Here is a 21,401-nt window from a genome sequence, read left to right on the forward strand (position 1 = left end):
GTGAGAATCAGGCGGTTTCGGTGATCGGCCGGTCGACCCAGCTCATCAGGTCGCGCAGCTTCTTGCCGGTGACCTCCACCGGATGCTCGGCATTCTTCTTGCGCAGCTCTTCGAGTTCCTTGTTGCCGCCTTCGACGTTGGCGACCAGGCGCTTGACGAAGGTGCCGTCCTGGATGTCCTTGAGTACGGCCCGCATGCGGTCCTTGGTGGCGTCGTCGATGATGCGCGGGCCGGTGATGTAGCCACCGAACTCCGCGGTGTCGGAGATCGAGTAGTTCATCCGCGCGATGCCGCCCTCGTACATCAGGTCGACGATCAGCTTGAGCTCGTGCAGCACCTCGAAGTAGGCCATCTCGGGGGCGTAGCCCGCCTCGACCATGATGTCGAAGCCGGCCTTGACCAGTTCTTCGGTGCCGCCGCAGAGCACGACCTGCTCGCCGAAGAGATCGGTCTCGGTCTCTTCCTTGAAGTCGGTCTTGATGACGCCGGCGCGCGCGCCACCGATGGCCTTGGCGTAGGACAGCGTGAGCGCCTGGCCCTCACCCTTGGGGTCCTGGGCGATGGCGATCAGGGCGGGCACACCCTTGCCGTCGACGAACTGGCGGCGCACCAGGTGGCCGGGGCCCTTGGGGGCGACCATGCCGACGGTCACGTTGGCCGGAGGCTTGATCAGGCCGAAGTGGATGTTGAGGCCGTGCCCGAAGAGCAGTGCGTTGCCGTCTTCGAGGTAGGGCTCGATGTCCTCGGTGAAGATCTTGGCCTGTGCGGTGTCGGGAGCCAGCAGCATGATCACGTCGGCCCACTTGGCCACCTCGGCCGGGGTGTCGACGGCCAGACCCTGCTCTTCGACCTTCTCGCGGGACTTCGAGCCCTCGCGCAGGCCGACCTTGACGTCGACGCCCGAGTCACGCAGCGACAGCGAGTGCGCATGTCCCTGGCTGCCATAGCCGATGACTCCGACCTTGCGTCCCTGAATGATCGACAGGTCCGCGTCGTCGTCGTAGAAGATCTCAACTGCCACTGTTATTTTCCTTCTCTACTTGTATCGCTGTAACGCGCTTTATTTGCCGATGCCGCGCGGTCCGCGCGCCAGTGTGACCATTCCGGACTGGGCGATTTCGCGGATGCCGTAGGGCTCCAACAGGCGCAGCAGCGCCTCGAGCTTACCGGGCGTGCCGGTGGCCTCGACCGTCAGTGACTCCGCGGACACGTCCACCACTTTTGCCCGGAACAAATTGACAGCTTCGATGATCTGTCCGCGGGTGGCGGCGTCGGCGCGCACCTTGATCAACGCCAGCTCACGGGACACCGAATTCTCTTCGTCCTGCTCGACGATCTTGATCACGTTGATCAGCTTGTTGAGCTGCTTGGTGATCTGCTCCAGCGGGAAGTCCTCCACCGAGACGACGATCGTCATCCGGGACAGGTTCTTCTGTTCGGTGGCGCCCACGGCCAGCGACTGGATGTTGAAACCACGGCGGGAGAACAGCGCGGCCACACGGGCCAGCACACCGGGTTTGTCTTCGACCAGGACGCTGAGGGTGTGTGTGGTGGTGGCCATCAGGCGTGTCCTTCTTCCACGTCGCCGAACAGCGGCCGGATGCCGCGCGCAGCCTGGATCTCGTCATTGCTGACTCCGGCGGCCACCATCGGCCACACCTGAGCGTCGGCGCCCACCACGAAGTCGATCACCACGGGGCGGTCATTGATGGCGCGCGCCTGGTTGATCACGTCCTCGACGTCTTCTTCGCGCTCGCAACGCAACCCGACACAACCCAGCGCCTCGGCCAGCTTGACGAAATCGGGGATGCGGCGGGAGTGCGTGGCGAGATCCGTTTGGCTGTACCGCTCTTCGTAGAACAGCGTCTGCCACTGGCGCACCATGCCCAGGTTGCCGTTGTTGATCAGCGCCACCTTGATCGGCGCTCCCTCGATGGCGCAGGTGGCCAGCTCCTGGTTGGTCATCTGGAAGCAACCGTCACCGTCGATGGCCCAGACCTCGGCCTCCGGCCGGGCGAACTTGGCGCCCATGGCCGCCGGAACAGCGAAGCCCATGGTGCCCAGACCGCCGGAGTTCAGCCAGGTGCGCGGGTTTTCGTACTTCACGAACTGCGCGGCCCACATCTGGTGCTGGCCGACGCCGGCCACGTACACCGCCTCCGGTCCGGCGATCTCGCCGAGCTTGGAGATCACGTACTCGGGGCTCAGGCTGCCGTCGCTCTGCGGCGTGTAGCTCAGCGGGTAGGTGGAGCGCACCGTGGACAGGTACTCCCACCAGTTGGCCATGTTCAGTGCGGCGGCGTTGACGCCGTCTGAGCGCAACGCGTCGATCAAGTCGGTGATCACATGCTTGACGTCGCCGACGATCGGGACGTCGGCGTGCCGGTTCTTGCCGATCTCGGCGGGGTCGATGTCGGCGTGGATCACCTTGGCCTCGGGCGCGAACGAATCGAGCTTGCCGGTCACCCGGTCATCGAAGCGGGTGCCGAGCGCGATCAGCAGGTCGCTCTTCTGCAGCGCGGCCACCGCGGCAACCGTGCCGTGCATACCCGGCATGCCGAGGTTCTGCGGGTGGCTGTCGGGGAATGCTCCGCGGGCCATCAGCGTGGTGACCACCGGGATCCCGGTCAGCTCAGCGAGATCCAGCAGCTGTTCATGCGCCTCACCGCGGATGACGCCACCGCCGACGTACAGCACCGGCTTGCGTGCCGCGGCGATCAGCTTGGCCGCCTCGCGGATCTGGCGGCTGTGCGGCTTGGTGTTCGGCTTGTAGCCGGGCAGGTCCAGCTCCGGCGGCCAGCTGAAGGTGCACTGGCCCTGCAGGATGTCCTTGGGGATGTCCACCAGCACCGCACCGGGACGACCGCTGAGCGCGATGTGGAACGCCTCGGCCATCACCCGGGGGATCTCGTCACCGTCGCGAACCAGGAAGTTGTGCTTGGTGATCGGCATGGTGATGCCGGAGATGTCGGCTTCTTGGAAGGCGTCGGTACCGATCAGACCGCGGCCCACCTGGCCGGTGATGGCGACGACGGGGATGGAGTCCATCTGCGCGTCGGCCAACGGGGTCACCAGGTTGGTGGCGCCGGGGCCGGAGGTGGCCATCATGACGCCGACCTTGCCCGTGGCATGGGCGTAACCGCTGGCGGCGTGGCCGGCACCCTGCTCATGCCGGACCAGCACGTGGCGCAGCTTCTGTGAGTCGAACAGCGGGTCGTACACCGGCAGCACCGCGCCGCCAGGAATGCCGAAGATGACGTCGACGTCGAGTTCCTCGAGTGATCGGACTACCGACTGGGCACCCGTGAGCTGATGCGGTGCAACCCTTTTCGGGGCGCTCTTGACTGCGGGCTTACCAGCATGCACCGGGGTTCCGTTCGCCGGCTTGGGCGCGGCGGGTTCCGGTGGTCGCTTCGTGGGTGCGCTCACGGTGTCCTCTGTAGTCATCTTGTCGGGTTACTTACGTGCGAATCTGGTCGGCAGGCAACAAAAAACCCCCGTCAGCGAGGTGCTGTCCGAGGGTTGCGCGTTGGCGTGCGGGTAGCTAGAAGCGGTCACGCACCAACGCGCTGACCAATTACTACGAGCATGCCGAGGAAACGCATAACACGTGACGTTAGCTTCCGCACAGCTCACGAGTCAAATTTGGACCGCGTCACAGAAGTGGGAGGATGTGGGGCGTGACTTCCTCATCTGCTCAGACCGAGAAACCGACAGTGATCAGGATGTCGCAGATGGCCCATTTTGCGGTCGGCTTCTTCACTCTGGGACTGCTGGTGCCGGTGCTGAACTGGCCGTGGACCATCCCGCTGCTGGTGCTGCCGGTCCTGTTCTCGGTGTGCATCGTCCGGTGGCGCACCGTGGCCGATCGCAACGGCGTCACCGCGCGCACGCTGCTGGGCAGCAAGACGGTTCGGTGGGAACAGATCGAGGGTTTGCGCTTCGTGAAGAGTGCGTGGGCACGCGCTCAACTCACCGACGGCACACAACTACGGTTACCTGCGGTGACGTTTGCGACGCTGCCGCTGCTGACCGAGGCCAGCGGCGGCCGAGTGCCCAACCCGTACAACTAACCGAGTGGATTGGCGCCGTTGAGCAGCACCCACACCGCGACGCCGGCGCCGATACCGAGCAGCAGCGCCACGAACGAACCGATGAAGGGCCGCCGCGCCCAGCCCCGGCCTGCGTCGAAGCCGTATCGCCCCGGCCCGGCCAGGATCAGCGCCACCGCAACGACGATGAGCGTGATCTGGAATTCCTGCCCACCGGGTAGGAAGAACGCCAAGCCGCCCTGTTCGGACATGCTCGCCAGCAGCCCGTTGATGAGGTAGGCCAATGCGCCGGCCGCGGCCACCGGGGTGCACAGTCCGAGGACCAGCAGCACGCCGGCCGCGATCTGTCCGCCGGCGGCCACGTAGGTGAGGATGCTTGCGTGCTGATAACCCAGCGCTGCGATGGACTCCTGGAATCCACCCAGGCCAGGACCACCCCACCAGCCGAAAATCTTCTGCAGGCCGTGCACGATCAGCAGCGCGCCGAAGCCCACCCGCAGGATCATCAGACCCAGGTCCTGGGTGCCGCGCCGGTTCTCCCTGCGCGCCCGGTCGTAGTCCTCGGGTTCGATCTCGGTGGGTCCGATCATCGGGCCACGTGCCGCCTGCGGCTGCACATAGGGCAGCGGCTCGGGGTCGCTGAGCAGGCCCAGCCCTGCGCTGGGCGGCTGGCTGGTGTAACCCATGGACCCGTACGGTGAGGCCGGGGGCGCCGACTGATCGCCGTAATGCGGAATGGTGGTGGTCTCGAAGTCGCCACCATAGGTTGCCGATGGCAGATCATCCTCCGGGTCGACCAGGCTCGCCGAGCCCGGCTTGGAGGTGCCCGATCCTCCAGCGGTGTCGGGCCGCTGCCAGAGTGGTTCGTTCGATGCACTGGTCACGGGTGCCAGGGTAAAACCAAAATCCCAGGAATCCGGGATTTGAGTGGCGCTTTTGCGTGCCGAATTGGTGACGTTTTTCTGGGTGCCCCCAGGCAAGTCGCCCGCGCGTGGCGCGCAGGTGCGAACAATCCGTAACCTGGCTGGCATGGTGAACCGGCGGGCGAGCACCTCGTCACGGAAACGACGGGTGCTGACGGCGTCGTATGTGGGGTTGGCGGCCACGCTGGTTCTGGCTACCGGCTGCGCCCGGTTCGACGACGCCCAGTCGCAACCGTTCACCACACAGCCACAGCTCGCGCCGCCTCCGCCGTCCACACCTCCCCCGCCGCCACCCTTGCCTGCCAAGCCCTTTCCCAAGGAGTGCCCGGCGCCCGGCGTCATGCAGGGCTGCCTGGAGAGCACCAGCGGCCTGATCATGGGCCGTGACGGAAAGACGGCTCTGGTGGCCGAACGCACCACCGGCGTGGTGAAAGAGGTTTCGATCAGCGCCGAGCCCAAGGTGGTGTTGACCGTCCCGGTCGACGGCTCCGGCGACGGCGGGCTGCTCGACATCGTGAAGTCCCCCACCTACTCGCAGGACCGGCTGATGTATGCCTACGTCAGCACGGCTACCGACAACCGCGTGATCCGGATCGCCGACGGCGATGTGCCCAAGGAGATCCTGACGGGCATCCCGAAGGGCGCCACAGGCAATACCGGCTCGTTGATCTTCACCAGTCCCACCACACTGCTGGTGCAGACCGGGGATGCCGGCAACCCCGCAATGGCCGCCGACCCCGCCTCACTGGCGGGCAAGGTGCTGCGCATCGAGCAGCCCACCACGGTGGATCAGGCGCCGACCACCACCGCACTGTCCGGAATGGGCGCCGGCGGCGGCATGTGCATCGACCCCGCCGACGGTGCGCTCTACATCACCGATCGCACCGCCACCGCGGACAGGTTGCAGCGCATCACCAAGGATTCGCAGACGTCGACTGTGTGGGAGTGGCCGGCCAAACCCGGGGTCGCCGGTTGTGCGGCCTTGGAGGGCACCGTGCTGGTGAACCTCGTCAACACCAAGCAGACCGTCGCAGTGCGGCTGGCGCAGGGCACCGGCGCTGTCACCGGCGAGCCGGAGGTGGTACGCCAGGACGAGCATGGTCATGCCTGGGCGTTGCAACTGTCCGGCGACGGAAACGTCTGGGCGGCAACGGTCAACAAGACCGAAGGTGATGCGGGGCGTCTGGACGACGTGGTGTTCCCGCTGTTCCCGCAGGGCGGCGGATTCCCGCGGACCAACGCAGAGGTCACCTAACACTTAGCATGGGCGTGTGGCAGTCATCTCCCGCGGATTCGGCGCCCACAGGCGCGAATCGAAGCCCGAACTCCCGCCTGGTCAGTATCTGACTACGGACTTCCCGGTGCTCTCGGCCGGCCCGACACCGGATATCGAACTGGCCGACTGGCAATTCGTGCTCGCCGACAGTTCCGGGCCGCTGCGCACCTGGTCGTGGGACGAATTCACCGCTCTGCCCGCCGAGGACGTCCATACCGACATCCACTGCGTCACGCGCTGGTCGAAGCTCGGAACCCGTTGGCGCGGTGTCACTCTGGATACCCTTTTCGCCGAGGTGGAGTCGTCCGACGACTACACGATGGTGCACTCGTACGGCGGCTACACCACCAATGTGCCCGTGGCCGACCTGCTCGACGGACAAGCCTGGCTGGCATACGAATTCGACGGTGAACCGTTGGCGCCCGAGCACGGCGGCCCGGTCCGACTCCTGGTACCGCACCTGTACTTCTGGAAGAGCGCCAAGTGGGCGCGCGGCATCGTCATGCACGCCGACGACGATCCGGGGTTCTGGGAGCAGAACGGATACCACACCTACGGCGACCCGTGGCAGGAGCAGCGCTACTGGTGAACACCACGTGGTACACCGCTACCATTACCGCCGCTCACATGGCCACTCCGGAGGGCAGGGTGATCACGCTCGACGTGCCGGGTTGGCCGGGAAGCCTGGCCGGACAACACGTCGACATCAGACTGACCGCCGAGGACGGCTACCAGGCGGTACGGTCATACTCGCTGGCCTCCTACGGGCCGTCGCAGCAGATGGAGTTGGCCGTCGACCGGCTTCCCGACGGAGAGGTGTCTCCGTATCTGGTGGACGACGCCAGACCGGGTGACCAGTTGGAAGTCAAAGGGCCCATCGGCGGTTACTTTGTTTGGCGCCCAACACAATCCGAACCGATTCAACTGATCGCTGGAGGATCCGGAGTGGTGCCGCTGATGGCGATGATCCGTGCCCATCGAGATTCGGGTAACTCCGCGGAGATGCGCTTGCTGTACTCGGTGCGCAATGCGGCGCACGCCTACTTCGCCGAGGAACTCGCCGCCACCACTGACCTTCGCCTGCACTGGCAGTACACCGCGACGGCCGGCCGTGTCAACGCGGATGTGCTGGCGGCCCGTACCATTTCCGCCGAGCTGGAGCCCACGGTGTATGTCTGCGGTTCAAACGGTTTCGTGGAACTGGTGGCGACGCTGTTGGTGCGGGGCGGACATGATCCCAGGCGTATCCGCACCGAACGCTACGGCGGTGCGTAACCCCGCAGCATCGGATCGACACCGTTGTCGCTTGTCACCGGGTTCAGCCGCGGTGATACCCATGATGGTGTGTGCGGGCACCGCCTGGTCGGCCTGCGGCTGAATCAGCGGGGAGCCAAAGGCGATCTGCCCGCCTCTGTGCGACAACGGTGCAACAATCGAAGTGGTTGTCGGGCAACGACTTTTGTCGGTGGCGGCTTGTAGTGTCGGTGGCATGTTCGATGTCCTGCCGACGCAGATCACGCAGTTACGCGGTAGCGGTGACGGTGCCGCCTGCGTCGACGCCGCCGTCGGCTGGGCCCGTGTCTGTGCCGCCGCCGAAGCGCAACGGTTGTCGGCGATCGCCGAATTCGCCGTCGCCTTTTTGACGTCGGTCGACGAGGACATGTCACTGTGGGCGGTCGACGAAGAAGATGATGTGGTCGCCCAGATCGGCCTCGCGTTCTCAGTGTCCCCACGCTGGGCCATGGGCGACCTCGAGATCGGCGCCGCGATGCGGGATCGCTTCCCCAAACTCGCGGCCCTGTTCCTTCGCGGTGAGATCACCGCAGGCCTGGACTGTCGTATTACAAGTTGAAGAACGCGGTGGACCTGTTCGTCGATCGCCATACCGACGCCGCCTCCAGGATCACCACCGTCGCGATCCGGATGACCAGCCCCGGCGCCGCCCTGCTCATGGGCCGGCTGCGGCGGATGGCCAAAACCGTGTGCACCAATGATCCCCGCACTCTGGATCAACGCATGTCCGATGCCGCCGAAGCACTGGCGGCCGACTCCAACCGACTCAAGTGTTTGTGCGGGTCCCCGACCTGTCCCGCCGCCGCCGACGACGAAGTGGGGTCGCGGTTCGTCATCCACGTCTACGCCGAAGCCGCCGCCTTGACCGCCGAACCCGACACCCTCATCCTCGGCGAGAAACCCGACACAGCGGCTCCGCCTGCCCCGGAATCTGCGGCGGCGTCCACCCCTGACGAACCCGGCGACGACGCTACCGACCAGTCCGACGATGACTCCGGCACTGCTGATCCGAGCACGTCGCGACAGAACCCGCAAATGAACCGCCCGCCACCGAAACCCCCACGCCCGCAGCCCCATCGCCGGCGACCCCAGCCGCCGGGACCATCCCCGGCTTCGGCATCGTGCCAAGCGCGCTGATGGCCGCACTGCTCGCCAAGGGTGCGAAGGTCAACCACCTCAAGCCACCACCCATCCTTCGCGAGGACGGCTATCGCATCCCCGAGGCGCTGCGGGAGTGGCTCAAAGCCCGCGACCTGCACTGCCGCGCCGGAGGCTGCAGCCGGCCGATCGAGTTCTGCGATCTGGATCATACGATCGCCTGGGATGTCGGCGGCCCCACCCACGCCTCAGATCTCAAGGGCTACTGCCGTTTTCATCATCTGCTCAAAAACTTTTCACCCTGGCTGGTCCGACAGCCAGACCGCAGACGGTACCGTCACGATCACCACACCCACCGGTCACACCTACACCAGCAGGCTGTACTTCCCGGGCGTCGACACCACCTCGGCACCCGTCCAACGCGGCAGCCCCCGCAAAACCCACGGGGACAACCGCACGGCCAAGATGCCGAAGCGAAAACGCCCCAAGGCCAAAGACCGCGCCCACCGCATCGCCGCAAAGCGCGCGCTCAACGACGCCTACGTCGCCGAACGCAACCAGCCTCCCGACTTCTAGCTGACGCCGCAGGCGGCCATGACCAGCTCCCGCACGCGGGCGGCATCAGCCTGCCCCTTGGTGGCCTTCATCACCTGGCCGACGATGGCGCCGGCGGCCTGCACCTTGCCGCCGCGGATCTTTTCGGCGATGTCGGGGTTGGCGGCCAAAGCCTCGTCGACAGCGGCCTGGATCAGCGAGTCGTCGCGGACCAGAGCGAGTCCACGCGCGGTCATGACGGCCTCGGGTTCGCCTTCACCGGCCAGCACCCCCTCGACCACCTGGCGGGCCAGCTTGTTGGACAGTTTGCCGTCGTCGATCAGCTTGACCACCTCGGCCACCTGCGCCGGGGTGATCGGGAGTTCGGCGACGTCGCGGCCACTCTCGTTGGCCTTCTGCACCAGGAAGTTTCCCCACCAGGCACGGGCAGATTCACTGGCGGCACCGGCGGCCACCGTCGCGGTCACCAGGTCGACGACGCCGTTGTTGACCAAGTCACGCATCACCTCGTCTGAGACACCCCACTCGTCCTGGATTCGCTTGCGCGCCAACCAGGGCAACTCGGGGATGGTGCCGCGCAGCCGCTCCACCAACTCAGCACTGGGTGCCACCGGCTCCAGGTCGGGCTCGGGGAAGTAGCGGTAGTCCTCGGCAGTCTCCTTGGCGCGGCCGGGGCTGGTGTATCCGTCCTCGTGGAAGTGCCGGGTCTCCTGGGTGATGGTGCCGCCGGACTCCAGTACCGCGGCCTGCCTGCGCATCTCGTAGCGGACGGCCACCTCGACGCTCTTGAGCGAGTTGACGTTCTTGGTCTCGGTGCGGGTACCGAATTCCTTGGTGCCCTTGGGTTTCAACGAAACGTTGGCATCGCAGCGCATGGAGCCCTGGTCCATCCGCACATCGGAGACGTCCAGTCCGCTCAGCAGATCACGCAACGCGGTGACGTAGGCGCGGGCGATCTCGGGTGCCCGCTCGCCGGTTTCCTCGATGGGCTTGGTGACGATCTCGATCAGCGGCACGCCGGCGCGGTTGAAGTCGGCCAGCGAAGTGGTGGCACCGGCGATGCGACCGGTATCGCTGCCCAGGTGAGTCAGCTTGCCGGTGTCCTCTTCCATGTGGGCACGTTCGATGTCGACGCGCCAGGTGGTGCCGTCATCAAGCGGTACGTCCAGGTAACCGCTGACCGCGATGGGCTCGTCGTACTGGCTGATCTGGTAGTTCTTCGGCTGATCCGGATAGAAGTAGTTCTTGCGGGCGAAGCGGCCCCACGGCGCGATGTCGCAGTTGAGGGCCAGCCCGATCCGGATGGCGGACTCCACGGCGGCCTCGTTGAGCACCGGCAACGCCCCCGGCATGCCCAGGCACACCGGGCACACCTGGGTGTTGGGCTCGGCGCCGAAGGTGGTGGCGCACGGGCAGAACATCTTGGTCGCGGTGGACAGCTCGACGTGCACCTCGAGGCCGAGTACGGGGTCGTACTTGGCGATCACCTCGTCGTAGTCGAGCAGTTCAGCGGAAGCGACAGTCATGCGTCGATCCTAATGGTGCGGCTGTCAGCCGAAGAACGCCGCCGCGTCGTCGTAGCGGCTCTGCGGCACCAGCTTGAGCTGCTTGGTGGCATCGGCCAGCGGCACCCGACCGATGTCCTGCCCGCGCAGCGACACCATCATCCCGTACTCACCCGCGTGCGCCGCGTCGGCGGCGTTGACACCGAAGCGGGTGGCCAGCACCCGGTCGTACGGGGTTGGTGTGCCACCGCGCTGCACATGTCCGAGCACCGTGGTCCGCACCTCTTTGCTCATCCGCTTCTCGATCTCGACCGCCAGCTGCGCGGCGACACCGGTGAAGCGCTGATGCCCGAATTCGTCGATGCCGCCGTCACGCAGCAGCATCGATCCCTCGGCGGGCTTGGCACCTTCGGCCACCACACAGATGAAATGCGAATCTCCGCGCTGGAACCGGCGTTTCACCAACCGGCAGACCTCCTCGACGTCGAAGGGCTGCTCGGGTATCAACGTCATGTGTGCGCCGGAGGCCAGGCCCGCGTTCAGCGCGATCCAGCCTGCGTGCCGACCCATGACCTCCACCAGCATCACCCGCTGGTGGGACTCGGCGGTGCTGTGCAACCGGTCGATGGCCTCGGTGGCGATGGTGAGCGCGGTGTCATGCCCGAATGTCACGTCGGTGCAGTCGATGTCATTGTCGATGGTCTTGGGCACCCCGACCACCGGCACACCCTCGTCGGACAGCCAGCTGGCGGCCGTCAGCGTGCCTTCACCGCCGATCGGGATCAGGACGTCGATGCCGTTGTCCTCGAGTGTCTGCTTGATCTGGTCGAGACCGGCGCGCAGCTTGTCCGGATTGGTGCGGGCGGTGCCCAACATGGTGCCGCCCTTGGCGAGCAGCCGGTCGTTGCGGTCATCATTGGCCAGCTGGATCCGGCGGTCTTCGAGCAGACCCCGCCAGCCGTCGAGAAAGCCGACCACCGACGAGCCGTATCGGGCATCGCTCGTCCGCACCACCGCCCGGATGACCGCGTTGAGTCCAGGACAGTCGCCGCCACCGGTCAGAACTCCAATACGCATACGCCTATCCTGCCCTCTCAGAGTGCGGTCGGCAGCACACCGCGGGCCGCTTCGTAGGCGGCACCGACGCGGTAGAGCCGGTCGTCGGCCAGCGCGGGCGCCATGATCTGCAACCCGACCGGCAGGTTGTCGTCCGGGGAGAGCCCCGACGGCACCGACATGCCGCAGTGCCCGGCCAGGTTCAGCGGCAGCGTGCACAGGTCGAACAGGTACATGGCCAGCGGATCGTCGACCTTCTCCCCCAGTGGGAACGCTGTGGTGGGAGTGGCAGGTGAGATCAGGACGTCCACCTTCTGGTATGCCTCGTCGAGATCGCGGGCGATCAGCGTGCGGACCTTCTGCGCCTGGTTGTAGTAGGCGTCGTAATACCCGGCCGACAGCGCGTAGGTGCCGATCATGATGCGGCGCTTGACTTCCGGTCCGAATCCGGCAGCACGGGTGAGTGCCATCACTTCTTCGGCACTGTGCGTGCCGTCGTCACCGACCCGCAGGCCGTACCGCATGGCATCGAAGCGTGCCAGGTTGGACGACACCTCGGAGGGAAGGATCAGGTAGTAGGCCGCCATCGAGTGATCGAAGTTGGGGCAGTCGACCTCACTGACCTCGGCGCCGAGAGCACCGAGCTGCTCCACGGCGGCGTTGAACGACGCCAGCACGCCCGACTGATACCCCTCGCCCTGGCGCAGTTGCTTGACCACACCGATCTTGACGCCCTTGAGGTCGCCGGAGGCACCGGCACGTGCGGCCGCCACCACGTCGGGCACCGCGGCGTTCACCGACGTGGAGTCACGCGGGTCGTGGCCGGCGATGACGGAGTGCAGCAGCGCGGTGTCGAGCACGGTGCGCGCACAGGGACCACCCTGATCCAGCGACGACGCGCAGGCCACCAGGCCGTACCGCGACACCGTGCCGTACGTCGGCTTGACACCCACGGTCGCGGTGAGCGCGGCAGGCTGACGGATCGAACCACCGGTGTCGGTGCCGATGGCCAGCGGCGCCTGGAAGGCGGCCAGCGCCGCGGCACTGCCGCCGCCGGAGCCGCCGGGCACCCGGTCGGTGTCCCACGGGTTGCGGGTGGGCCCGAACGCCGAGTTCTCCGTCGAGCTGCCCATGGCGAACTCGTCCATGTTGGTCTTGCCCAGGATCGGGATACCGGCGCCGCGGAGTTTGGCCGTCACGGTGGCGTCGTACGGCGACGTCCAGCCTTCGAGGATCTTGGACCCGCAGGTGGTGGGCATGTCGGTGGTGGTGAACACGTCTTTGAGTGCCAGCGGCACCCCGGCCAGCGCGGACGGCAATTGCTCGCCGGCGGCAACAGCCTTGTCGATCTCGGCGGCCGCGGCCAGCGCCTTGTCCGCGGCGACGTGCAGGAACGCGTGATAGCGCTCGTCGGTGGCCTGGATCTGGTCCAGGTGGGCCTGGGTGACTTCGGCCGAAGAGAACTCCTTGGCGGCGATACCGTCGGCCAGCTCGGCGGCGGTACGGCGGATCAGGTCGGTCACTGGCTCTCCCCCAGGATCTGCGGGACGGCGAAGCGGCCGTCGACGGCGTTGGGCGCCTGGGCCAGCGCCTGGTCCTGACTGAGGCTGGGAGCCACGACATCGGCGCGGGTCACGTTGACTTCGGTCAGGGGGTTTCCGGTGGGCGCGACGTCGGTGACGTCGACCGCCTGGATACGGCTGACGTGCTCGAGGATCGCGTCGAGCTGACCGGAGAAGCTGTCCAGTTCGTCGTCGGTCAGCGCCAGTCGGGCCAGTCGGGCCAGATGGGCCACGTCATCTCGGGAGATCTGGGACACGAGTGACCAGCCTACAGATGCAAAAGGCGCCGACCTGCGCCCGGAGTGCTGGGCTGCTGAGCCTGTGCGACAGTGTTGCGCGTGCCTTCGTATCTGCTGCGGGTCCAGCTGGACGATCGACCGGGCAGCCTCGGCTCTCTTGCCGTAGCTCTCGGGTCGGTGGGCGCTGACATCCTGTCCCTTGACGTCGTCGAACGCACCTCGGGCTATGCCATCGACGATCTGGTGGTCGACCTGCCGCCCGGTGCCATGCCGGACATGCTGATCACGGCCGCCGAGCGGCTCGAAGGAGTGCGGGTGGACAGCATCCGGCCGCACACCGGGTTGCTGGAGGCGCACCGCGAACTCGAGCTCATCGATCACATCGCCGCGGCCGATCGATCCGACAAACTCCAGGTGCTGGCCGACGAGGCGCCCCGAGTGCTGCGGGTGGGCTGGTGCACCGTGGCGCGGCGCAGCGAGGCCGGTATCGAGCGCGTGGTGGGCAGTCCGGCCGCCCCGGAAACGCAGGCGCAATCGGCACCCTGGTTGCCGCTGGACCAGGCAAGAGTTCTGGACGGCACCGCCGACTGGGTGCCGCAGGTGTGGCGCGACATGGATACAACCCTGGCTGCCGCGCCCCTGGGCGACTCGAACGTCGCCGTCATGCTCGGCCGCCCGGGTGGGCCCGAGTTCCGACCGTCCGAAGTGGCCCGGTTGGGTTATCTGGCCGGGATCGTCGCGACCATCCTGCGCTGACCTACTCGCGGTTGGATCCTGTCGAGTTGGCGTCGTCGAGCAGCCGGCGCAGCAGGTCCTGCGGGTCACCCGGGCCCAGCAGCCGGGGCTTCGGCGCCTCCGAGGGCTGCTCAGGCTCAGGTACCGCCGCACCGGCGGCGGGTGGCGGTGGTGGTGGCGCCACCGGCGGTGGTGGCGGGGGTGCGACGGCGGAGCCAGTCACGAAGGCGAGTTTGTGTTGCAGTCGCGAAATGGCATCGGCGCGGACGACACGCCGCTGCTCATCCGGATCGTCATTGCCGTCAAAGCAGTTCACCGGCGCGCTCTGCGCCACGGCGAGCGCCTCTCGATAGCCCCGGATGGCCCCGTCGCGGTTTCCGTCACGAAACCCCAAGTCCCCCAACGTCTCCCGCACCAACACCAGGTTGACCCGCACCGGACAGGAGTCGGCGCGGCGCAACGCTTCGGCGAAATGGCGCTCGGCGTCGGGCAATCGCCCGGCCAGGGCATCGGCGGCACCCGCGGCGTAGGCGGTGGTGCCGGGCTCGATGATGTCGACCATCTGCAGCCACGACACATCGGAATCCAGGGCGTCGATATCGTGGCTGCCGAAGTTCGAGCGCGCCGAGTCCCCGAGCACCACCACGCTGATCATCTTGAGGCTGAGCAGCAACACCACCACGCAGACCGGCACCGAATACAGATAGAGGCGTTTCCGGCTCATAGCCGCAGTCGATTCTTGTGGTATTCGCGCAGCGTCGCAGCGATCTCGGCCAGCAACAGAGCCGAGGCCAACAGCGCCAGCAGCCAATAGAACTCGTACCGATCGGCCACGTGCACCGGCTCTGCCGTCCCCTGCGCCTCGACCGGCGGCAACACCTCACCCAGGGGCACCCCGAGCTGATCGGCGATCGACTGCAGCCTGGCCGGGTCGGAGGGCTCGTAAGCGAACACCGCGCCGCCGGCGACGGAGCCGGGCGCCATGTCGAACGACCCTCGCGACACCAGTGATTCCGGGTCGCCGGTGCCGAAGTAGAACACCAGGTTGGATGCACCCGGGTACTCGCCTGCGGCCGCGTCGACCTTGGTGCGCAGCACATCTCGGGCAGCGAACGCGTTGACCTGCAGTGCCGGATCCGGGATGTCTGTCAGGTACGGCGACAGACCGCTGATCACCGACCGCAGGCTCGTCACATCGTCGGAAAGCGGCCAGTCCATGGTGGCGCGGGTGGCGAAGGAGATCAGCGCGATGCGGGCACCGGGATAGGCGTCGATCACACCGTCGATGTCAGCACGCATGTCGGCCACGGGTGCGCCGGCCGACCGATCGACCACCAGGAAGACGTTGGGCCCGGCCGCCTGCGAGGTGTCGGCGCTGACGTCGCGGCTGGCATCGATTCCGGGTCGGGCGGCCGCGCCCAACAACAGCAGCACGGCGGCGGTCACGCCGACCCAACGCAGAACTGACCGTCGACGCCGGTACAGCGCAAGCACTCTCAGGAGCACCAGGACGGCACCCAGCACCAGGAGCAACGTTGCAGAACCAACAGGGGTGAAGGTCATCGACGCAACACCACCAAGGTCACACTCAGCAGAATCGCCGCCACCACCGCGGCGATCAGCGCCGGTTGCGGAGTGTCCCAGGAGGCGCTGGTGACCACCACTGCGTCGGGCCGCACCACAGCCGGCGGGTTGTTCCTGATGTCATCGAGGTGCTGGGTGAGCACCGGGTCGGGACCCCCGGCGTCAGGAGGGTTGTACAGCTGAAACACTCCCCCGCTCTCCTGGGCCAGGGCGCGAAGCGAATCCGAGTCCTGGGCGGAGTTGACGACATCGGCGCGCGCGACGACGTTGATCTGGACGTCGGCATCGCGGGCCAGTTGCGCCACGGCCTCACCGCTGAACAGCGACGGCCGGGTGTCCGACGCGGTGCGCAGCGAGCTGGGCCCGAGATAGATCAGCTGGCGCCGAGGTGCGTCGACGTCGCCGGTGAAACCGCCCAAACACAGGGCCAGCACGTCCTCGACGCTGCGGGTGTAGTCGGTGTAGTCCAGCGTGCGGGAGAACTCGGCGGCGCGGGCGCTCAGTTCCCCGCGCTCGGCGGCCGACACCGGGGTGCCGCCGTCGAGGCCCTGCTGGATGGGTGCCAGCCGCGCCAGTCCTTCGAGCCTGTCGGTGACGTAGGTGTGGTCGCGGGTCAGCGGGATCACCCGCAGTGTCGCCGACGTCAGCCCCAGCCGTTGCCGGTCGTAGGACTCGGCGAGTTGTGCGTAGTAGCTGAGGAATTGGGCGCTCACCGGGTCGGTCACGTCCTGCCCCACGCACAGCATGGTGTCCTGCGGGTAGGCCGCGTCGAAGGCTTGCGTGGCTTCGGGCAGTCCGGTGGGTCGCGCCCCGGCAACCACCGCGGCGGCGAACGTCACCACCAGAAGCACCAGTGCGACCATCATCGAGGCCACGTAGATGCGGTAGGCGCGGACGTACTCGGGCAGGGCGGTCAGCCGGGCGACGTTGGCCAGTGGCCGAACGTGGCTGCGATCGGTGCGGAACGGGGCAGCCCACACCACGGCGGCCACGACGATCAACGCGGCGACTCCCAGCAGGGTCACCGGCCACCAGGTCAGTTCCACGCCGCGATCACCTCCTGGGCTGCGCGTTGCAGTGCTGCGACGTCGGCGGTGGCGCCCGGGTCGAACTGTGCGGTGGTGAGCCGGTCCAGCAGTGGTGCCGCAGCTGCCACCAAAGGAACACTGCTGGAAGCAATTTCGCTGACATGCAAGTACGGTGTCGGCGCCCCGGTGGCGGAGGCGAGGAAGCTGCGACGGTGCTGCTCAGTTCGGCACAGGCCGCCGTGGCGGTGATCTCGCCTCGACGGTGCCGGTCACCGATGCTGCGCACCTGGCTGCCGAAGCGGCGGCGGATCAGCCAACTCTGCACGCCGGCGGGCTCCGCCCGTGGCTTCGCGCCGCGACGGGTCCACAGGAACACCGCGGTGCACCAGATGACCACGGCGACGACGCCGGCGCTGCCGAGTACCAGCCACCACCGCGAGTACGTCAGTGGTTCGCCGACAAATCGCAGCAGGTCCTCAGCCGGCATGCCGGTAAGCCTGACTGAGTTCCACCAGCGCTGAACGGATGTCGCTGCTGGCACCGATCCGGGTGAACCGGACCCGGTTGGCTGTCAGAAAACTGTCCAGGTTGGCGGCGCGACGTTCTTCGGCGGCACGGTAGGCGGCCAGTACACGCGGCCCCAGATCGGCGTGGCTGAGCACAAAACGCCCTGTGCCGACGTCGAACCCGTCGCGGTCGTCGTCACCGAGCGCCGGCATGTCGGAGATGAGCAGCCACAGCAGCTCATGGCGTCCCGAAAGCTGTTGTACAGACGTCTCCAGTGCGGGGGTGACGTCGGGCTCGTCGGACACCACGATCAGCAACAGTCGGGTGCGGTGCGCACGTGCGACATGGTCGAGTTGGGCGCCGATGTCGCTGGCACCGACACCGCTGTGGTTGTAGAACCGCTCCAGCAGGCTCTCGATGTGCGCCTCGCCGCGGCGGCTACGGATCGTCACCGAGCCGCGGCTGTCTCCGTAGACCAGGCCGATCTCGTCGCTGCGCGCCATCGCGATGAGCCCGACGGCTCCCATGAGGTTGGCGGCCACGTCACGTTTGGATTCCCCGCCCGGCGCCAGTGCGGTGACATTGCGGCCGGCGTCGGCGACCATCACGATCTTGTGGTGCTTTTCGGAGACGAATCGTTTGATCAGCACCTCACCCGCGCGGGCCGTGGCCTTCCAATCGATGTCGCGGACGTCGTCGCCGGGGACGTAGGGACGCAACTCGTCGAGATCGAGGCTCCTGGTGTGCAGCAACGCATACCGGCCGCCGTCCAGCAGTCCGCGGGTGTCGGTGCCGAAGTGTGATTTCGCGCGGTGGAGGTGCCTGCCCATGAGCGTTGTCAGGGCACCCGGACCGTCTGCAGCACTGCGTCGATCACGGTCTCCGGTGTGACGTCGACGTTCACCGCCTCGAATCCGAGGATGAACCGGTGACGCAGCACTCGGTGGGCCAGGGTACGAATGTCCTCCGGCATAACGTGATTACGGCCCGAGAGCACAGCCTTGGCCTTGGCGCATCGGCAGAAGGCGATGGTGGCACGTGGGCTGGCGCCGTACTCGACGAGCCGTCCGAGCTGCTGGGAGAGGTGGCGTCGCGGTTCCCGGGTGACATGTACCAGTTCGGCGACGTAGCGCACCAGCACAGGGTCCATGTGGACGGCGCGCACCACCTGTTGCACCCGTCGAATGTCGTCGAGAGTCACTGCAGCAGTGGCAGTTTCGCCACGCTCGTAGACACCGGCCTCCATCCTGAAGATCATCTCGGCTTCTTCGCCCGGGGTCGGGTAGCGCAGTACCTCCTTGAGCATGAAGCGGTCGGTCTGCGCCTCAGAGAGCGGGTAGGTGCCCTCCTGGTCGACGGGGTTCTGGGTGGCGATCACCAGAAATGGTTCGGGGATGGGGTGATTGACCCCGGCGATGGTGGTCTGCCGTTCCTCCATCGCCTCGAGCATCGCGCTCTGGGTCTTGGCGCTGGACCGGTTGATCTCGTCGAGCAGCACGATGTTGCTGTGCACCGGGCCCAGCTGGGTGGTGAACGCGTGCGCGTTCGCGTCGTAGATCTGCGTGCCGATGATGTCGCTGGGCAGCAGGTCCGGGGTGCATTGGATGCGCCGGAACCCACCCGAGATCGACTCGGCGACGGTGCGGGCCGCGGTGGTCTTGGCCAGCCCGGGAACACCCTCGAGAAGAATGTGGCCGCCGGTGAGCAGACCGATGAGCAGCGACTCTCTCAGGTAGTCCTGCCCCACCACTTTCGCGGAGAACTGTCGGGATATGGCGTCGACGACATCGGTGGCGTCTCTCATGGCGGTAGTCATGTCCGACTAGGCTTACCCGTCACTCCTCCTCGGAAACCCCACCCTCCTCGACCGGGGAGGGACCGTCTTCCAGCAACTTCCGGAACCCCTCCTCGTCCAGGATGGGCACGCCCAGTTCGACGGCCTTGTCGTACTTGGACCCCGGTGCGTCGCCGGCCACCACGTAGGCCGTCTTCTTCGACACCGAGCCCGCCGCCTTGCCGCCGCGCACCAAGATCGCCTCCTTGGCCTGGTCCCGGGAGAAGTTCGGCAGTGAGCCGGTGACCACGATGGACAGGCCTTCGAGGGTGCGCTCGATGCTGGCGTCGCGCTCGTCGGCCATCCGGACCCCGGCGGCGCGCCATTTGTCCACGATGGCCTTGTGCCAGTCCACGGTGAACCAGTCGATGACGGCGGCGGCGATGGTGGGCCCTACGCCCTCGGTGCCGGCCAGCTGTTCTTCGGAGGCTTCGGTGATGGCGTCGAGGCTGCCGAACTCAGTGGCCAGCGCCCGCGCGGCGGTGGGACCGACATGGCGGATGGACAGTGCGACCAGCACCCGCCACAACGGTTGGGCCTTGGCCTTGTCCAGGTTGGCCAACAGCCGCTTGCCGTTGGCGGAGAGCTCACCTGCCTTGGTGGTGAACAGGTCGGTGCGCAGCAGATCCTCGGCGGTGAGGGTGAACAGGTCGCCCTCGTCCTCGATGACCCCGGCTTGCAGCAGCGCGATTGCGGCCTCGTAACCCAGGCCTTCGATATCGAAGGCACCGCGGCCTGCCACGTGGAACACCCGCTCACGCAGTTGCGCCGGGCACGACCGCGAGTTCGGGCAGCGGATGTCCGCGTCGCCCTCTTTGGCCGGTCTCAAGGTGGTGCCGCATTCCGGGCACTCGGTGGGCATGACGAACTCGGTTTCGGAGTTGTCACGCAGTTCCACGACCGGGCCCAGCACTTCGGGGATGACGTCTCCGGCTTTGCGGATGACGACGGTGTCTCCGATGAGGACGCCCTTGCGTTTGACCTCCGAGGCGTTGTGCAGTGTCGCCAACCCCACTGTGGAGCCGGCTACCTTGACCGGTTCCATGTAGGCGAACGGGGTGACCCGGCCGGTGCGGCCGACGCTGACCCGGATGTCGAGCAGCTTGGTGGTGGCCTCCTCGGGAGGGTACTTGTAGGCGATGGCCCAGCGCGGCGCCCGCGAGGTGGCGCCGAGACGGCGCTGCAGTGCCACCTCGTCGACTTTGACCACCAGACCGTCGATCTCGTGTTCGACGTCATGGCGGTGCTCACCCCAGTAGGTGACCCGCTCCTGCACAGCCTCGATGCCCTGCACCTTGGCGGTGTGGTCGGACACCGGCAGCCCCCAGGCCTTGAGCGCCAGGTAGGCCTCGTGCAGTGACGGCGGCGCGAACCCCTCGGCGTGCCCCAGGCCGTGGCAGATCATCCGCAGCCTGCGCCGGGCCGTGACCGCCGGGTTCTTCTGCCGCAGCGAGCCGGCCGCCGAGTTGCGCGGATTGGCGAACGGCAGCTTGCCCTCCTCGATGAGGCCGGCGTTGAGCGCCTCGAAGTCGGCCACCCGGAAGAACACCTCACCGCGGACTTCGAGGACGGCCGGAATCGGGTGATCCGGGCTTTCGGCCAACCGTTCGGGGATGTCCTCGATGGTGCGGGCATTGAGGGTGACGTCCTCACCGGTGCGGCCGTCACCGCGGGTGGCGGCGCGTTCCAGGCGGCCGTCGCGGTACACCAGGGCCAGCGCCACACCGTCGATCTTCAGCTCGCACAGGTAGTGGGCATCAGGACCGATCTCGGTACGCACCCGGGTGGACCAGGCGGCGAGCTCGTCGGCGTTGAAGGCGTTGTCCAGCGACAGCATGCGCTCGAGGTGGTCGACGGAACCGAACTCGGTGGCGAATCCGGCACCTCCGACCAGCTGGGTGGGTGAATCCGGGGTGCGCAGCTCAGGGTGCTGCTCTTCGAGAGCGATGAGCCGGCCCAGCAAGGTGTCGAACTCTCCGTCGGAGATGACGGGGGCGTCCTTGACGTAGTAGCGGAACTGGTGCCCGCGCACCTCGTCGGCCAACTCCTGCCACTGCCTGCGCGCGTCGGCAGTCGCCTGGTCGGTCTCTTCCTCGGGTGAGCTCACGGTGCCACGTTATCGAAACCCACCGACACCTCCGCGGGCCTGGCTAA

The 21,401-nt window shown here is 67.0% G+C and carries 23 protein-coding genes; 9 read left to right on the forward strand and 14 right to left on the reverse strand.

Going from position 1 to position 21,401, the window contains the following annotated elements:
- Positions 1-7 precede the first annotated feature (7 nt).
- The 3 genes from ilvC to BVC93_RS00105 are packed head-to-tail and all read right to left on the reverse strand — an operon-like array spanning position 8 to position 3,429.
- Positions 8-1,009, reverse strand: coding sequence for a ketol-acid reductoisomerase (gene ilvC, locus BVC93_RS00095; protein WP_192860334.1), 1,002 nt, complete (start codon positions 1,007-1,009; stop codon positions 8-10).
- Between the two features lie 51 nt (positions 1,010-1,060).
- A complete protein-coding gene (gene ilvN / locus BVC93_RS00100) occupies positions 1,061-1,561 on the reverse strand; it encodes an acetolactate synthase small subunit (protein WP_083735384.1) in 501 nt (166 codons plus the stop codon).
- Positions 1,561-3,429, reverse strand: coding sequence for an acetolactate synthase large subunit (locus BVC93_RS00105; RefSeq protein ID WP_083740685.1), 1,869 nt, complete (start codon positions 3,427-3,429; stop codon positions 1,561-1,563). Before BVC93_RS00105 ends, ilvN begins: the two co-directional genes overlap by 1 nt.
- Positions 3,430-3,671: 242 nt before the next feature.
- On the opposite strand from BVC93_RS00105, the gene BVC93_RS00110 reads away from it, so the two are divergent.
- Positions 3,672-4,073, forward strand: a complete 402-nt coding sequence (locus BVC93_RS00110; protein ID WP_192860145.1) for a PH domain-containing protein — start codon at positions 3,672-3,674, stop codon at positions 4,071-4,073.
- Here the strand turns inward: BVC93_RS00110 and BVC93_RS00115 are convergent.
- The gene (locus BVC93_RS00115) at positions 4,070-4,936 is read right to left on the reverse strand and encodes a DoxX family protein (protein ID WP_083735385.1); all 867 of its coding nucleotides are present in this window, start codon (positions 4,934-4,936) and stop codon (positions 4,070-4,072) included. The genes BVC93_RS00110 and BVC93_RS00115 overlap by 4 nt on opposite strands.
- Positions 4,937-5,081: 145 nt before the next feature.
- Here BVC93_RS00115 and BVC93_RS00120 point away from each other — a divergent pair, with 145 nt between their 5' ends.
- The 6 genes from BVC93_RS00120 to BVC93_RS00145 all read left to right on the forward strand — a co-directional run bounded on the left by BVC93_RS00120 (position 5,082) and on the right by BVC93_RS00145 (position 9,218).
- Positions 5,082-6,230, forward strand: coding sequence for a PQQ-dependent sugar dehydrogenase (locus BVC93_RS00120; protein ID WP_083735386.1), 1,149 nt, complete (start codon positions 5,082-5,084; stop codon positions 6,228-6,230).
- A 16-nt stretch (positions 6,231-6,246) separates the two neighbouring features.
- The gene (locus BVC93_RS00125; protein ID WP_083735387.1) at positions 6,247-6,840 is read left to right on the forward strand and encodes a molybdopterin-dependent oxidoreductase; all 594 of its coding nucleotides are present in this window, start codon (positions 6,247-6,249) and stop codon (positions 6,838-6,840) included.
- Positions 6,841-6,878: 38 nt separating this feature from the next.
- Positions 6,879-7,526, forward strand: coding sequence for an FAD-binding oxidoreductase (locus BVC93_RS00130; protein ID WP_083740687.1), 648 nt, complete (start codon positions 6,879-6,881; stop codon positions 7,524-7,526).
- Between the two features lie 214 nt (positions 7,527-7,740).
- A complete protein-coding gene (locus tag BVC93_RS00135; protein WP_083735388.1) occupies positions 7,741-8,103 on the forward strand; it encodes a DUF222 domain-containing protein in 363 nt (120 codons plus the stop codon).
- Positions 8,100-8,681 (forward strand): DUF222 domain-containing protein, encoded by a 582-nt coding sequence (locus BVC93_RS00140; RefSeq protein WP_157516708.1) that lies wholly within the window; start codon positions 8,100-8,102, stop codon positions 8,679-8,681. Before BVC93_RS00135 ends, BVC93_RS00140 begins: the two co-directional genes overlap by 4 nt.
- A 186-nt stretch (positions 8,682-8,867) precedes the next feature.
- The gene (locus BVC93_RS00145; RefSeq protein ID WP_083735390.1) at positions 8,868-9,218 is read left to right on the forward strand and encodes a hypothetical protein; all 351 of its coding nucleotides are present in this window, start codon (positions 8,868-8,870) and stop codon (positions 9,216-9,218) included.
- On the opposite strand, the gene gatB is transcribed toward BVC93_RS00145, so the two are convergent.
- The 4 genes from gatB to gatC are packed head-to-tail and all read right to left on the reverse strand — an operon-like array spanning position 9,215 to position 13,577.
- Positions 9,215-10,723: an Asp-tRNA(Asn)/Glu-tRNA(Gln) amidotransferase subunit GatB gene (gene gatB, locus BVC93_RS00150; RefSeq protein ID WP_083735391.1), complete on the reverse strand. Its 1,509-nt coding sequence runs from the start codon at positions 10,721-10,723 to the stop codon at positions 9,215-9,217. The genes BVC93_RS00145 and gatB overlap by 4 nt on opposite strands.
- A gap of 24 nt (positions 10,724-10,747) precedes the next feature.
- Positions 10,748-11,779, reverse strand: coding sequence for an ATP-dependent 6-phosphofructokinase (locus BVC93_RS00155; RefSeq protein WP_083735392.1), 1,032 nt, complete (start codon positions 11,777-11,779; stop codon positions 10,748-10,750).
- A 17-nt stretch (positions 11,780-11,796) separates the two neighbouring features.
- Complete coding sequence (gene gatA / locus BVC93_RS00160) at positions 11,797-13,281, reverse strand: Asp-tRNA(Asn)/Glu-tRNA(Gln) amidotransferase subunit GatA (RefSeq protein WP_083735393.1); 1,485 nt, start codon at positions 13,279-13,281, stop codon at positions 11,797-11,799.
- Positions 13,278-13,577, reverse strand: coding sequence for an Asp-tRNA(Asn)/Glu-tRNA(Gln) amidotransferase subunit GatC (gene gatC, locus BVC93_RS00165; protein ID WP_083735394.1), 300 nt, complete (start codon positions 13,575-13,577; stop codon positions 13,278-13,280). Before gatC ends, gatA begins: the two co-directional genes overlap by 4 nt.
- A gap of 81 nt (positions 13,578-13,658) precedes the next feature.
- On the opposite strand from gatC, the gene BVC93_RS00170 reads away from it, so the two are divergent.
- Positions 13,659-14,315 (forward strand): amino acid-binding protein, encoded by a 657-nt coding sequence (locus BVC93_RS00170; protein WP_083740688.1) that lies wholly within the window; start codon positions 13,659-13,661, stop codon positions 14,313-14,315.
- A gap of 1 nt (position 14,316) precedes the next feature.
- Here BVC93_RS00170 and BVC93_RS00175 read toward each other — a convergent pair whose 3' ends face one another.
- Genes BVC93_RS00175 through BVC93_RS00185 form a run of 3 tightly spaced genes read right to left on the reverse strand, consistent with a single transcriptional unit; the run spans position 14,317 to position 16,924 of the window.
- On the reverse strand, positions 14,317-15,018 hold the full coding sequence (locus BVC93_RS00175) for a tetratricopeptide repeat protein (protein ID WP_083735395.1): 702 nt from the start codon (positions 15,016-15,018) through the stop codon (positions 14,317-14,319).
- A complete protein-coding gene (locus BVC93_RS00180; RefSeq protein WP_083735396.1) occupies positions 15,015-15,857 on the reverse strand; it encodes a vWA domain-containing protein in 843 nt (280 codons plus the stop codon). Before BVC93_RS00180 ends, BVC93_RS00175 begins: the two co-directional genes overlap by 4 nt.
- The gene (locus tag BVC93_RS00185) at positions 15,854-16,924 is read right to left on the reverse strand and encodes a hypothetical protein (protein ID WP_083735397.1); all 1,071 of its coding nucleotides are present in this window, start codon (positions 16,922-16,924) and stop codon (positions 15,854-15,856) included. The genes BVC93_RS00180 and BVC93_RS00185 overlap by 4 nt, the downstream gene beginning before the upstream one ends.
- A gap of 244 nt (positions 16,925-17,168) precedes the next feature.
- Between BVC93_RS00185 and BVC93_RS33835 the strand changes: the two genes are divergently transcribed.
- Positions 17,169-17,411 carry a hypothetical protein gene (locus BVC93_RS33835; protein ID WP_236950187.1) on the forward strand — a complete coding sequence of 81 codons (243 nt, stop codon included), beginning with the start codon at positions 17,169-17,171 and terminating at the stop codon, positions 17,409-17,411.
- Here the strand turns inward: BVC93_RS33835 and BVC93_RS00195 are convergent.
- The 3 genes from BVC93_RS00195 to ligA are packed head-to-tail and all read right to left on the reverse strand — an operon-like array spanning position 17,383 to position 21,354.
- Positions 17,383-18,243, reverse strand: coding sequence for a DUF58 domain-containing protein (locus BVC93_RS00195; RefSeq protein ID WP_083735398.1), 861 nt, complete (start codon positions 18,241-18,243; stop codon positions 17,383-17,385). The two genes, BVC93_RS33835 and BVC93_RS00195, sit on opposite strands and share 29 nt — an antisense overlap.
- A gap of 8 nt (positions 18,244-18,251) precedes the next feature.
- Entirely contained in the window at positions 18,252-19,229 is a 978-nt protein-coding gene (locus tag BVC93_RS00200) for an AAA family ATPase (RefSeq protein WP_083735399.1), read from the reverse strand.
- A 19-nt stretch (positions 19,230-19,248) separates the two neighbouring features.
- Entirely contained in the window at positions 19,249-21,354 is a 2,106-nt protein-coding gene (gene ligA / locus BVC93_RS00205) for an NAD-dependent DNA ligase LigA (RefSeq protein WP_083735400.1), read from the reverse strand.
- Between the last annotated feature and the right edge of the window lie 47 nt (positions 21,355-21,401).

Origin of the sequence: Mycobacterium sp. MS1601 (assembly GCF_001984215.1) — a bacterium.
Lineage (GTDB): Bacteria > Actinomycetota > Actinomycetes > Mycobacteriales > Mycobacteriaceae > Mycobacterium.

Bases quoted from the DNA above. Each gene is read 5' to 3' on its own strand.
- ilvN (WP_083735384.1), bottom strand. From the start codon at position 1,561: ATGGCCACCACCACACACACCCTCAGCGTCCTGGTCGAAGACAAACCC.
- BVC93_RS00110 (WP_192860145.1), top strand. From the start codon at position 3,672: ATGTGGGGCGTGACTTCCTCATCTGCTCAGACCGAGAAACCGACAGTG.
- BVC93_RS00120 (WP_083735386.1), top strand. From the start codon at position 5,082: ATGGTGAACCGGCGGGCGAGCACCTCGTCACGGAAACGACGGGTGCTG.
- BVC93_RS00130 (WP_083740687.1), top strand. From the start codon at position 6,879: ATGGCCACTCCGGAGGGCAGGGTGATCACGCTCGACGTGCCGGGTTGG.
- BVC93_RS00135 (WP_083735388.1), top strand. From the start codon at position 7,741: ATGTTCGATGTCCTGCCGACGCAGATCACGCAGTTACGCGGTAGCGGT.
- BVC93_RS00145 (WP_083735390.1), top strand. From the start codon at position 8,868: ATGTCGGCGGCCCCACCCACGCCTCAGATCTCAAGGGCTACTGCCGTT.
- gatB (WP_083735391.1), bottom strand. From the start codon at position 10,723: ATGACTGTCGCTTCCGCTGAACTGCTCGACTACGACGAGGTGATCGCC.
- BVC93_RS00155 (WP_083735392.1), bottom strand. From the start codon at position 11,779: ATGCGTATTGGAGTTCTGACCGGTGGCGGCGACTGTCCTGGACTCAAC.
- BVC93_RS00175 (WP_083735395.1), bottom strand. From the start codon at position 15,018: ATGAGCCGGAAACGCCTCTATCTGTATTCGGTGCCGGTCTGCGTGGTG.
- BVC93_RS00180 (WP_083735396.1), bottom strand. From the start codon at position 15,857: ATGACCTTCACCCCTGTTGGTTCTGCAACGTTGCTCCTGGTGCTGGGT.
- BVC93_RS00195 (WP_083735398.1), bottom strand. From the start codon at position 18,243: ATGGGCAGGCACCTCCACCGCGCGAAATCACACTTCGGCACCGACACC.
- BVC93_RS00200 (WP_083735399.1), bottom strand. From the start codon at position 19,229: ATGACTACCGCCATGAGAGACGCCACCGATGTCGTCGACGCCATATCC.